Here is a 12,327-nt window from a genome sequence, read left to right as displayed (position 1 = left end):
TCATTAAGGGGGGAAGGACGGGGGGTGGCGGGTTCGGTGGGCGCCTTACGGGCGCGGTGGGCCCCTTAGGGCGCGGTGGACGCCTTATGGGGCGCGGTCCGGGGCGGTGCGGGCCGTACGGGTGTCACGGGCGGCGCGGGCGGTACGCGCGCCGGTGTCGCCGTGGGCGGAGGCCCGGCACAGGGCGCCGAACGCGTGGATCAGCAGTGCGAGCGCGGCGGCGCCGCAGGCGGCCGCGGGGACGGCGGCGGCGCCCTGGGAGGCGGTCAGCCGTGCCACGGGCTCCCCGAACGGCGCGGCGCCCGGCAGCCGGGCGGCCGCCGCCGTCGCCAGGGCCGCGGCCTGGACCGCGCAGGCCACGGCGATGCCGCTGAGCGCGGCCCTCCGGAAGCCGTGGACGGCGAGCAGCCGGGCGAGGAACAGCAGCCCGCAGAGGGCCACGACGGCGGCCTCGGCCGTCGAGAGGGGCGCGGCGGCGGGAGGCGATCCGGGCACCGAGAGCCGGGCCGCGAGCACCAGGGCCGCCAGAGCGCAGAGGAAGGCCGTCACCACGCCCGCGAACAGCGGGCGCACCCCGGCCGCGAACTCCTCCAGACCACGGCTGACCGCCAGCCTGCGGCGCGCCCTGACGGCGAACCAGCGGGCGCACCACGCGGCGGGCGCGGCGGCCAGGGCGAGGAGCACGGCGGCCTCGGCCGCGGGCGCCGCCTCGTAAGGGCGGCGTCCGTCGAGGAGCCCGGAGAGCAGCCAGTCCCCGGCGGCGGCGTACCCGAGCAGCCAGCCGGCGCCGAGGGCGTGCGCCATACGGCCGCCGCGCCCGCTCCCACGGACGCGCAGGGGGCCACGGCGCAGACACAGCCACAGGGCGATGAGCGTCAGGGCGGCGCCGCCCGCGCCCAGGCCGAGGCCGACGGTGGTGTCCTTACGGATGGCATCGACGCGGAAGGCGGCGGAGGCAGTCGCCGCGCACAGGGCGCCCGGCAGCAGCCACAGCGCCGCGAGCGTCATCCGCACGCCCAGCGCGCGCCCCGGCGCGGGGGCGGCCGGTGGCGCGGGCTCCTCGGCGCGCGGCACCCGGGCGTACAGCTCCTCCGCGAGCGAGAAGACATCGCGGTGCCGGAAGCGCGCGGCGGTGCGGTCCGTCACACCGTGGGCCTCCAGCCCGGCGGCGATCTCCAGCGGATCGACGGCGCGGGCGCACAGGTCGTGGTGGCGGTGCATCAGCGCCCGCACCGGATCGGCGGGCCCGCGCCGCCCCTTCCCCTGCCCCTTCCCGGCACCGGTGCGCGCGGACGCCTCGTCCGGCCGCCGGGAGACCGGCACTCGGGCAGCCCCGGACAGGCCGCCGAGGCCACGATCGGAGGCGAGGCCACGATCCGAGGCGGGACCGCGATCCGAGGCGGGGCCGCGGGCCGAGGCGAGGCCACGATCCGAGGCGAAGCCACAATCCGAGGCGGGACCGCGATCCGAGGCGGGGCCGCGGGCCGAGGCGAAGCCACAATCCGAGGCGGGACCGCGATCCGAGGCGGGGCCGCGGGCCGAGGCGGCCGGATCGAACGGGCCGTTCCGCCGGGAAGGCGTGGTCATGCGCCCTCCTCGGACGGGCGCGGGCCCACGCCCAGCGGCTCGCGTGGCGGTGGACCGGCCCAGGTGGGAGTGTGCTCCGGGGCGGGGCGGGAGGCGGCCGGGCCGGGCGGCCGGTGCCCGAAGCCGTCACCGTCGCGGCCCGCGGTCCAGCGCCCCGGCACATGGGCCTCGGCGGGGCGGGCGAACGGCAGCGGCCCGCCGCCCTCGCCGACCTCCTCGCGCGGCACCGGGCAGTGCGACATCAGCTCCAGATAGATCCCGCGGAACGCCGCGACGTTCTGCTCGACGGTGAACAGCTCCAGCGCACGGGCGCGCGCGGCGGCGCCCAGGCGCGCACAGCGCTCGGCGTCGCTCAGCAGCGCCAGGCACGCGTCCGCGAGCGCCCGGGGATTGCGCGGGGGCACCACAAGGCCGGTGCCGCCGATGACCTCGCACACCGCGCCCACATCCGTGGACACCGTGGCCCGTCCGCAGAACATCGCCTCGACCAGCCCGACCGGAAAGCCCTCGACCACGCTGGACAGCACCACGACGCCGCCCGACCCATAGGCGTCGGCCAGGGTCGGCACCTCGGGGTCGCCGAGCCGCTCGAAGGAGACGGGGTTGTCACCGGCGGAGTGGGCGTCCGCCGCCTCGTCGGGGAAGAGATGGTCGGCCAGCGCCCGGCAGTGGGCCGGATAGCCGTCCGGTTCCGGCTCCTCGCCGCGCCGGGTCTCGATGATCCTCAGCCGGGCGTCCGGTTGCCACCGGCGCACCTCCGCGAAGGCGTGCAGCAGGGCGATGACGTCCTTGGGGGGCTCGATCCGGCCCACCCACACCAGCGTCCGGTCGTCGGCTTCGGACGGGGCCGCGCCCTGCTCGCCGACCTCCGCGAACCGGGTGGCGTCCATGCCCGGGTAGACGGTGCGCAGCCGCTCCCGGTCGGCGCCGCACCGTTCCTGCCAGCGGCGGGTGTGCGTATTGCCGGGGGTGATCAGATCCGCCCGCGCGTACGCCTCGGCGGCCAGCCGGCCGTGGAACGCGGTCAGCAGGGACCGTACGGGCCCGGAGAGCGGCCGTCCGCCCTCGGCACCGGGCGCACCGGCCGCACCGGCCGTGCCCGCCAGATAGCACTCGCGCAGCCGTACGCCGTACTCGGTGAGCAGCAGCGGGGTGCCGAAGCGGCGCTTGGCCAGCAGCCCGGGGAGCACGGCGGCGCCGCCGGTCGCGGCGTGGCACAGATCCACCCCGGCCAGCCCCGGATCGCCTCCGGCACCGTCGCCGTACCAGTCGAGCGACAGCGGGCGCAGTGCGCGCTCCAGGGCCTCGGTGACGGTCAGCAGATCGGCGACCCGCGCCCGCTGCGCGCCGTGCGGCGCCCCGAGGGTGCGGCAGGCCCGCTCCAGCGTCCTTACGGCGTCCTCGGAACGAAGCGCGGCGGACAGTGCTCCGTACTCCCCCGCGAGGTCCGCGAGGCCGTGGAGACCATTGGCGAAACGGTCCGCCTGGTCCGTGGAGCACCCGGGCACGCCGGAGCCATGGGGTGCACCAGAGCCATGGGGCACACCAGAGCCATAGGGCGCGCCGGAACCGTAAGGCGCGCTGATCGCCGCGGCCAGCTCCCCGAAGTGCTCGGCGAACCGCCGCCGCTGCCGACGGCCGCCCCACCCGCCCCGCCGGGGCTCCGGCTCGCCCCACAGCGGCGCCGTGCACACCCGGCCGACGTGCCGCGGCAGCTCGCCCCAGCCCGCACCCTCCTGGCCGGGGCCGCGGCTGAGCGCGTACACCTCGAACTCATGCTGGGCGAGCCCGCGCACCAGCCGGTCGCACCACACCCGCGCCTCACCGGTCGCATACGGATACCCACCCTCCGTAAGCAGTCCCACGCGCATGAGCGCACCCCCGATCTCCCAAACGGGCCGTTCGTCTGCCGTCGTCACCGGCGGCGGCCGCCGTCAGGCAGCGGGAGCACGTTATGCGCGCAGGGCCATGGCGCGATGGACGGTTGTCCGTCGCACCACCGGAAGGGGTGAACGCACGTGACCTATCGGGAATTCAGACGTTGCGAGGCGCTATATGGGCCGGTACGGGCCCGTCAGCCCTTGGGGAACGGCCAGGCGTTGGGGCGGCAGGTGGCGCCGTCCGTCGACAGGAACTTGGTCTGCTGCATCATCACCGGCGCGAGCGCGCCCTGCTTGGAGCAGATCTCGTGGTTGTGGCCGAGGCGGTGGCCCACCTCGTGGTTGATGAGCATCTGACGGTAGGAGTGCATCTTGTCGTCGCCGAAGGTCTTGGCACCCTGCGCCCACCGATAGGCGTTGATCATGACGCGCTCGGTGGACGCCGAGTCGCAGGAGACGTTGTCCTCGGTGGTGTCCAGGCCGGACTTGGCGCACCACGCCGCCGTGGTCCCGGGGCTCGCGAGGGTGATCACGAAGTCCGCATGCCCGGACGAGACCCGCTCGAAGGTGCGAACGCCGCCGTGCCCCCAACTGCGCTCGTCGTTCAGCGTCTTGTGCACGGCCTCGGCGAACAGCTCACCGTCGAGCGGCAGTCCCTTCTCCACATCGACGCGGTAGCGCAGCACCTGGCCGCGGCCGGGCGCCTTGTCGCGCCCGGCGACGGTCTGGAAGGCGCCGGATCCGCGCAGCTTGGCGTCGAGCGGAAAGAGGGCCGCCATCTTCTCGTCATAGGTGACGGGGGCGGGCGAGTTCGCCGAGCGGGCCGCACCGCGGCCGTCGTCGGCCTGGGAGTCGCGGGCGCCACGGGAGGCGGCGTCGTCGCCGCGCTCCGAGCCGCCCCGGGCCTGCGTCTTACCGCCGCCGCCCTGCGGTCCGCTCGCGACCTGTCCGGCCACCACGACGGCCAGCACGGTGGTCACGGCCGCCGCGGCGACACCGGTGAACGTCCGCCCCTTACCGCCCTTGGTGACACCGCGCGCCCCCTTGCCCGGGGGCTCCTGCTCATCGTCGTCCGGCCCGCTCCCGCCGTCGCCGCCAGAACCGCCGCCGATCCCCCCTGAGGGGGTGGCCGTCCGCCGCGTACGGCGCTGCGGGGGCACGCCGCCCGGCGCACCGGCGGCGAAGACGTCGTCGCCGTCGCAGTCCAGGGCGTCGGGGGTGTCGAACGCCTCGATGTACTCCTTGCGCGGGCCGGGCATCAGACCGGCCGCGCCACCCGTGCCGCCCGTGCCGCCCGTGGTCGGGCGCTGCGGCGGGTTCATGGTGCGCATGCCGTAAGGGGGCCGCTGACCGCCGGGACCGCCCCGGCCACCAGGACCGCCGGGACCACCGGGACCACCGCGGCCACTAGGACCGCCAGGTCCACCGCGGCCACCAGGACCGCCGGGTCCGCCAAGACTGCCAGGACCGCCGGGTCCACCGGGGCCTCTGACCCCGCCCGGACCGCCGCCGCGGCCGCCGACCGCGCCCCAGCCGCCACCCGCCTCGCGCTGCTCGGGATGGCCGCCTCTGGTGCGCGCCGCGGGCCCGCCGGCTCCGTAAGGCAGCCTGGGCACACCCTGCGGCGGGGTGCCCCCGGGATCCGGGGCGCCGGGCCCCGGTGCGGCCCGGCGGCGCCCGGTCCCCGGTCTGCCGCCGTCGGCCGCGGGGGCCTCACCGGACGCGCTGTACTCGACGAACTCGGGGCCCGAGCCCTGCCCCTGGCCGGAGCCCGCCGCGGCGGACCGGCGCTCCCGGCCCTCCTGGCTGCCACGTGCGCTGTGTTTACCCACGCGCCGCACCGCTCCCGTCCGCGCCGGACACCGGTACGGCCCCCCGCGCCTCCCGGCTGTCCCGGCCATCTCGTTGATCAACGTCGTCGAGCAGCTCGCGCATCCCGCGCGCCACCGCCTCGGGATACTCCATCATCGCGACATGCCCGGCGTCCAACAGCGTCAACAGACGCGAGTCGCGGAAGGTGGCGTTGGCCCGATCCGCCATCCTTACGGACACCAACTGGTCGCGGCCGCCGTAGACGAGCAGCGTCGGGGCGAGCACCCGCTCGGCCTGACGCCACAGGGAGTGCTGGCCGCCCAGGGTGTACGAGTCGACGACACCGCGTGCCGAGCGGGTGAGCGCGTCCCAGAAGTACGGAAGGGTGAGCCGGCGTTCGAACTCCTCCACCGCGTAGGCGAAATCCTCCCGGGTGACCAGGGACGGATCGCCGAAGGTGAGCATCATCACCTCGCGGGTGCGCCGCTCCGCGTCCCAGTCCCTGGTCAAGCGGGTGAACAGCCGGGTCACCCCGGGCACCGCGAGCAGGCCGGTCGGCACCGCGGTGCGCTGCGGGCGCAGCTCGGGCAGCGCGGGCGAGACGAGCGTGAGGGTGCGCACCAGATCGGGCCGCACCGCCGCGACGCGGGTGGCGATCGCGCCGCCCATCGAATTGCCGACCAGATGGACCGGTCCGCGGGCCTGCGCGTCGAGATAGCGGATCACGGTACGGGCATGGCCGGTTATCGAGTAGTTGCCGTCGTCCGGCGGCGGGGAGTCGCCGAAGCCGGGGAGGTCGAGCGCCTCGCCCTCCACCCGGTCGGCGAGCAGCTCCATGAGCGCGGACCAGTTCTGCGAGGAGCCGCCGAGGCCGTGGACGAAGAGCGCGGGCGGCAGCCCGGAGGCGGACGGCGGGCGGCAGCGCACGGTCATCGTGAGCCCCGGAAGGGCGGCGGTCCGCAGCTTCTCCCCCGCTCCGACCCGCACGGTCCTCGCGGGCGGCACCGCTGCGACGATGCGGGCTTCCGGCGGCTCTGTCGAAGACATGCGGCAATGTTACGAGACGATCACGCGCGCGACCGTGTGTTCACGCTTACAGACCACGTAGCGTCCGAAAGTGACCTCTCCTAGGCTCGTAAGTCACAGGGGCGATCACCTTGCCACTGGCTCACCACCGGTTGGCCGCCATTGGGCAGCCGTCGGTGGAAAGCCGCCGTAAGTGGGAACCCATCACTGGCGCCCACCACTGGCGAACCACCGGTGCGAAGCCGCCACAGGGAACAGGGAAGGGGAGTACATGTCCATCGACCCAACCGACCCCGACACCTTCGAGGACTCCGTGGAGAACACCGACGAGACCGCCGCGCGCGACGTCGAGGCTCCCGAGGCGGATGCCGTCGAACAGCACCGCGAGGTGATCTTCCACCGCGACGAACGGCCCAGGGCCGACGAGTCCATGGAAGCCAACGAGGCCGACCGGGCGGAACAGGCACGGATCGTCGAGGAGAACGAAGAGGACTACCGGTGACCAGCGTCATTTATGGGCTTTTCATAGAGTCCGGTACATGAAATTCTCCGCACGAACAGCGCGCCGCACTGTTACCCAAAAGTACGATGGCGGGCGCGATGGACATCGTGCACAGGGATCATTCATTGGGAGGCGGCGTGACAGCCATCGAGCAGACCGAGGCGCGCCCACGGGGTACGCGCCTGCCGCGCCGAGCCCGACGTAATCAGCTGCTGGGGGCGGCTCAGGAGGTCTTTGTCGCGCAGGGCTACCACGCGGCCGCGATGGACGACATCGCCGAGCGCGCCGGGGTCAGCAAGCCGGTGCTGTACCAGCACTTCCCGGGCAAGCTGGAGCTGTATCTGGCCCTGCTCGACCAGCACTGCGACGCCCTGCTCCAGGCGGTGCGCACCGCGCTCGCCTCGACCACCGAGAACAAGCAGCGCGTCGCGGCGACCATGGAGGCGTACTTCGCCTACGTCGAGGAGGAAGGCGGCGCCTTCCGGCTCGTCTTCGAGTCCGATCTGACCAACGAGCCCGCGGTGCGCGAGCGCGTGGACCGCGTCTCGCTGCAGTGCGCCGAGGCGATCTGCGAGGTCATCGCCGAGGACACCGGGCTGTCCCGGGACGAGTCGATGCTGCTGGCCGTGGGCCTCGGCGGGGTGTCCCAGGTGGTCGCGCGCTACTGGCTCTCCAGCGAGAGCGCCGTGCCGCGGGACACCGCTGTGCAGTTGCTCACCTCGCTGGCCTGGCGGGGTATCGCGGGCTTCCCGCTGCACGGGTCCGAGGGCGGCCACTGAGCGGGACCGCCGAGCGGACCCGCTGAGCGGACCGCTGAGCGCGGCGGGGCGGATGGGCACGGCCACTCAGCGGCCGGGAGACCGTTCCCGGCCGCGAAGAGGCGTGTCCGCGGCGGCGGCCGTGTTCGCTGCCGGCGTGCGCCCGCGGCCCCCGGCGGGTGTTCCGGCCCGGCTAGTGTGTGCTGGGTACAGCGCGGATGGCCGCGCTACCCCAGTTGACCGTCGGAGGGACAAGGCCGTGGAGGTCAAGATCGGCGTGCAGCACGCGCCCCGCGAGATCACCTTGGAGAGCGGGCAGTCTGCCGAGGAGGTCGAGCGCCTGGTGGCCGAGGCACTCGGCGGCAAGGCTCAGGTGCTGACCCTGGAGGACGCCCACGGCCGCAAGGTCCTGGTGCCGTCCGACCGGCTCGCCTACGTCGAGCTCGGCGAGCCGTCCGCCCGCAAGGTCGGTTTCGGCGCGGCCTGAGGATTCACCCACAGCGGCGGGGTCCGGTGGAACAAGACCACCGGACCCCGCCGCTGTTTGCGCTCGCACGCACGCCCCCGGCTCGACCTGCGCCACAGAGCGCCCCCATGGACAGGGTTGCCTCCGGTCGGGCACGGGTAGGACGGGCGTGACCGACTCGTGATCACGTATCGGTCCCGGTCCGCTCACGGGAAGGACGCGCCAATGCTGTTCTGGGAAGCGCTCGCCTCGGTACTGATCGGTCTCGTCATCGCGTACGGGGCGCTCCACCGGCTCCCCCGAAGGCTGCCCGCGCGGCCCCTCGTCCTCTCCACCGGCCCCGCCGCCGCGCTTCTGGGCGCTCTGCTGACCCATACGGTGCTGGGCTCGGGGCACACGACGGCCGTGCTGGTCGTCGCGCTCGGCTTCGCGGCGGCGCTGCTGTCGCTGCTCATCCGCCCGGCCAGGACGCGCCGTCGGCGCTCGGTCCCGGCGTAAGGCGGTCGGCGCTCGGTCCCGGCGTAAGGCCATAGGCCCGTAGACGCAGGGCCGTGAGCCCAGGCCCTTGGGCCCTTTCCTGCCGGGCTCCGGACCGGCATCAGCCGCCGGAGCCCCCCGTTCCGTAGTCGTTCCCAGCCGTTCCGCAGCCGTTCCGCGGTCGTTCCCCAGTCGTTCCGCGGTCGTTCGAACCTAGGCGGAGAGCCCCAGGGCGGCCATCCGCTTGGTGTGGGCCTCGGTGATCCGGGAGAACATCCGGCCCACCTCCGCCAGGTCGAAGCCGTCGGCCAGCCCGCCGACCAGCATCGTGGAGAGCGCGTCGCGGTCCGCGACCACCCGCTGGGCCTGCGACAGCGCCTCGCCCATCAGCCGCCGCGCCCACAGCGCCAGCCGCCCGCCGACCCGCGGATCGGCCTCGATCGCGGCCCGTACCTTCTCGATCGCGAACGAGGCGTGGCCGGTGTCGTCGAGCACCTGGAGCACCAGATCGCGGGTGTCGGAGTCCAGCCGGGCCGCGACCTCGCGGTAGAAGTCACTGGCGATCGAGTCGCCCACATACGCCTTGACCAGGCCCTCCAGCCAGTCGGACGGCGCGGTCTGACGGTGGAACCCGTCCAGCGCCGCCGCGAACGGCTCCATCGCCTCCGTCGGCTCCTCGCCGATCGCCGAGAGCCGCCCCCGAAGCCGCTCGAAGTGGTGGAACTCGGCGGACGCCATTTTCGCCAGCTCCGCCTTGTCCTCGAGGGTGGGCGCGAGCTTCGCATCCTCCGCCAGCCGCTCGAAGGCGGCCAGCTCGCCGTACGCGAGAGCGCCGAGCAGATCCACCACTGCGGCCCGGTACTGCGGAACGGCGGACGCCGTGTCCCAGTCCTGGGCGGCGATCCCGGTGGGCTCCGGGGCCTTCTCCCCGCCGCCCTTCCCCGGAGCTGCGTCGTCCCCGGCGCGGTCCCCGGTGGTGGCGGCGGGCGTCTCAGGCGTGTCAGGCGTCTCCATGGAGCGCACAATAGCCCGCTCCGCGCCCCGGGGAAGGCCCTGGTCAGCCATGCCCACGGATGCCCCGCATCGGACAGCCCGGTCACAGATGCGCGCTTACGGGGTACAGTGATAAATGCGCCCGTCGAGTATCGGCGGGTTGTTCCACGAATGCGGATGCCCGGTCGGTGGCCCGATCGGCTCCAAACCCGACCGCCCTCCGCGCGGCGCGCATCACCTGTGCGCATGGCAGGAGGGACCCGCTCGCGGCGTGTGCGCTCGAGCGAAGGCCGTGGTCCCGCGCCGAATCGGCCATCCCCAAGGCCGGTGCACCTGGGCGCCGTGCGACCCCCTTCGCCGCCTCCCGCCGCGCTCACAGAAGAGGCAAGCATCCTGACCACCTTCCGAGAACTCGGGATCCTCCCCGAGACTGCCGAGGCCCTGGAAGCCGTCGGCATCACGTCCCCGTTCCCCATCCAGGAGATGACGCTTCCGGTCGCCCTCTCCGGCACCGACGTCATCGGCCAGGCCAAGACCGGCACCGGCAAGACGCTGGGCTTCGGCCTCCCCCTGCTGGAGCGCGTCGTCGTCCCCGCGGACGTCGAGGCCGGCCGGGCCAAGCCCGAGCAGCTGACCGACGCCCCACAGGCGCTCGTGGTCGTCCCCACCCGCGAGCTGTGCCAGCAGGTGACCAACGACCTGCTGACCGCCGGTAAGGTCCGCGCCGTCCGCGTCCTGTCGATCTACGGCGGCCGCGCCTACGAACCGCAGGTCGAGGCCCTCAAGAAGGGCGTCGACGTGGTCGTCGGCACCCCGGGCCGGCTGCTGGACCTCGCGGGCCAGAAGAAGCTGCGGCTCTCCTCCGTCAAGGCGCTCGTCCTGGACGAGGCCGACGAAATGCTCGACCTGGGCTTCCTGCCCGACGTCGAGAAGATCATCCAGCTGCTGCCCGCCAGACGCCAGACGATGCTCTTCTCGGCCACCATGCCGGGCCAGGTCATCTCGCTGGCCCGGCGCTACATGTCGCAGCCCACGCACATCCGTGCCACCGCGCCGGACGACGAGGGCGCGACCGTGGCCAACATCACGCAGCATGTCTTCCGCGCCCACTCCATGGACAAGCCGGAGGTCGTGGCGCGAGTGCTCCAGGCCGATGGCCGCGGCCTCGCGATGATCTTCTGCCGTACGAAGCGCACCGCCGCCGACATCGCCGATCAGCTCTCGCGCCGTGGCTTCGCATCCGGCGCGGTCCACGGCGACCTCGGCCAGGGGGCGCGCGAGCAGGCCCTGCGCGCCTTCCGCAATGGCAAGGTCGATGTGCTGGTGTGCACCGACGTCGCCGCGCGCGGTATCGACGTCGAGGGCGTCACGCATGTGATCAACTACCAGTCGCCCGAGGACGAGAAGACCTATCTGCACCGCATCGGCCGTACGGGTCGCGCGGGCGCCTCGGGCATCGCGATCACGCTCGTCGACTGGGACGACATTCCGCGCTGGCAGCTGATCAACAAGGCGCTGGACCTGCCGTTCAACGACCCGGAGGAGACGTACTCCACCTCCGACCACCTCTACGAGCTGCTGAGCATCCCCCAGGGCATCACCGGTGTGCTCCCGCGTGCCGAGCGCACCCGGGCCGGGCTCGCCGCCGAAGAGGTGGAGGACCTGGGCGAGACCGGCGGCCGCGGGGGCCGCGGCCGCCGGGCCGCCGCCCCGGCCGCGGAGGAGCGCCCCGCGCGCAACCGCCGCACCCGGCGCCGCACCCGTGGCGGTATGAGCCTGGACGGCGCGAGCGCCCCGGAGAGCGCGGAGGCGGCCGAGTCCGCCGCCGACACCGCCGAGGGCGCCACCGAGCCCCGTCGGCCCCGCCGACGCCGTCGTATGCGCGGCGGCACGGCGACGGCCGGCTCCGAGGCGGCCACGGCCGCCGTCGACACGACGGAGGCGGCCAAGCCGGAGGCGGAGCCCGCCGAGGCCGCCGCCACCGCCAAGCCGCGTCGCCGCCGCACACGGGGCGCGAGGACCGCCGAGGCGGCCATAACGGCTGTCGAGACGGCTGAGGGCACCGAGGGCGCCACAGAGGAGTCCGCGCCCGCCGCCGAGGCGGCGGAAGCCGCAGTGACGGCCGTGCCGACGGCGGAGGCTCCGGAGGCCGTGGAGACCCCCGCGAAGCCGCGCCGCCGCACCCGCGCCAAGGCCGCGGAGGCCGTCGAGACGGCCGAGGGCACCACTGAGGGCATCACGGAACCGGTGAACGCCGCCGAGACCGCCGAGGCCCCGGCCAAGCCCCGCCGCCGCACCCGTAAGGCCACCGAGACGGCCGAAGCCGCCGTCGAGACGGCCGAAGGCACGGCGGAGGAGGCCAAGCCCCGGCGTCGCACCCGTAAGGCCACCGAGGCAGCCCAGGCCGCCGTGGAGACGGCCGAAGGCGCGACGGACGCGGTGAACGCCGCCGAGGCCGCCGAGGCCCCCGCCAAGCCCCGCCGCCGCACCCGTAAGGCCACCGAGACGGCCGAAGCCGCCGTCGAGACGGCCGAAGGGACGACGGAGGAGGCCAAGCCCCGGCGTCGCACTCGCGCCGCCGCCAAGGCCGACACCGTCGACGCGCAGCCGCAACCGGAGGCGGAGGCCGCCGAGGCTCCCGCCAAGCCGCGGCGCACCCGCGCCAAGGCGACGAAGGCCGCGGAAGCCGCCGTCGCGAGTGCCGAAGGCACCACCGAGGCCGCCGACGGTGACGAGGCCGCCAAGCCGCGGCGCCGTACGCGCGCCAAGGCGGCCGAGACCGTCGAGGCCACGGTCGAGGGCTGACCCGGCACAACGGCACACGGC

The 12,327-nt window shown here is 74.3% G+C and carries 10 protein-coding genes and 1 pseudogene; 5 read left to right on the top strand and 6 right to left on the bottom strand.

Annotation, left to right across the window (positions count from 1 at the left end):
- Nucleotides 1–84: 84 nt before the first annotated feature.
- The 5 genes from J2Z30_RS24275 to J2Z30_RS24260 all read right to left on the bottom strand — a co-directional run bounded on the left by J2Z30_RS24275 (nt 85) and on the right by J2Z30_RS24260 (nt 6,326).
- The gene (locus J2Z30_RS24275) at nt 85–1,587 is read right to left on the bottom strand and encodes a collagen-like domain-containing protein (RefSeq protein ID WP_209468814.1); all 1,503 of its coding nucleotides are present in this window, start codon (nt 1,585–1,587) and stop codon (nt 85–87) included.
- A complete protein-coding gene (locus tag J2Z30_RS24270) occupies nt 1,584–3,458 on the bottom strand; it encodes a DUF3492 domain-containing protein (RefSeq protein ID WP_044570240.1) in 1,875 nt (624 codons plus the stop codon). The genes J2Z30_RS24275 and J2Z30_RS24270 overlap by 4 nt, the downstream gene beginning before the upstream one ends.
- A gap of 203 nt (nt 3,459–3,661) precedes the next feature.
- Nucleotides 3,662–4,798, bottom strand: coding sequence for a DUF3152 domain-containing protein (locus J2Z30_RS24265; protein WP_372453295.1), 1,137 nt, complete (start codon nt 4,796–4,798; stop codon nt 3,662–3,664).
- On the bottom strand, nt 4,786–4,923 hold the full coding sequence (locus J2Z30_RS52265) for a hypothetical protein (protein WP_372453294.1): 138 nt from the start codon (nt 4,921–4,923) through the stop codon (nt 4,786–4,788). The genes J2Z30_RS24265 and J2Z30_RS52265 overlap by 13 nt, the downstream gene beginning before the upstream one ends.
- Nucleotides 4,924–5,291: 368 nt before the next feature.
- The gene (locus tag J2Z30_RS24260; protein WP_044570245.1) at nt 5,292–6,326 is read right to left on the bottom strand and encodes an alpha/beta fold hydrolase; all 1,035 of its coding nucleotides are present in this window, start codon (nt 6,324–6,326) and stop codon (nt 5,292–5,294) included.
- Nucleotides 6,327–6,576: 250 nt separating this feature from the next.
- Between J2Z30_RS24260 and J2Z30_RS24255 the strand changes: the two genes are divergently transcribed.
- The 4 genes from J2Z30_RS24255 (at nt 6,577) to J2Z30_RS24240 (ending at nt 8,529) form a co-directional block, all read left to right on the top strand.
- Nucleotides 6,577–6,807 carry an Rv3202a family protein gene (locus J2Z30_RS24255; protein WP_044570248.1) on the top strand — a complete coding sequence of 77 codons (231 nt, stop codon included), beginning with the start codon at nt 6,577–6,579 and terminating at the stop codon, nt 6,805–6,807.
- A gap of 137 nt (nt 6,808–6,944) precedes the next feature.
- Nucleotides 6,945–7,586, top strand: coding sequence for a TetR/AcrR family transcriptional regulator (locus tag J2Z30_RS24250; protein WP_044570254.1), 642 nt, complete (start codon nt 6,945–6,947; stop codon nt 7,584–7,586).
- A 238-nt stretch (nt 7,587–7,824) separates the two neighbouring features.
- Nucleotides 7,825–8,052, top strand: coding sequence for a DUF3107 domain-containing protein (locus tag J2Z30_RS24245; RefSeq protein ID WP_020868598.1), 228 nt, complete (start codon nt 7,825–7,827; stop codon nt 8,050–8,052).
- A gap of 204 nt (nt 8,053–8,256) precedes the next feature.
- Complete coding sequence (locus J2Z30_RS24240; protein ID WP_078956652.1) at nt 8,257–8,529, top strand: hypothetical protein; 273 nt, start codon at nt 8,257–8,259, stop codon at nt 8,527–8,529.
- A gap of 192 nt (nt 8,530–8,721) precedes the next feature.
- Here the strand turns inward: J2Z30_RS24240 and J2Z30_RS24235 are convergent, their stop codons facing one another.
- The gene (locus J2Z30_RS24235; RefSeq protein WP_078956653.1) at nt 8,722–9,531 is read right to left on the bottom strand and encodes a ferritin-like fold-containing protein; all 810 of its coding nucleotides are present in this window, start codon (nt 9,529–9,531) and stop codon (nt 8,722–8,724) included.
- A 284-nt stretch (nt 9,532–9,815) separates the two neighbouring features.
- Here J2Z30_RS24235 and J2Z30_RS24230 point away from each other — a divergent pair.
- A pseudogene (locus tag J2Z30_RS24230) lies at nt 9,816–12,306 on the top strand (DEAD/DEAH box helicase).
- Nucleotides 12,307–12,327: the final 21 nt, after the last annotated feature.

Source organism: Streptomyces iranensis, from assembly GCF_017874715.1.
GTDB lineage: Bacteria > Actinomycetota > Actinomycetes > Streptomycetales > Streptomycetaceae > Streptomyces > Streptomyces iranensis.
The sequence above is the reverse complement of the archived record's forward strand: the minus strand, read 5'-3'. Positions and strand labels throughout refer to the sequence as shown.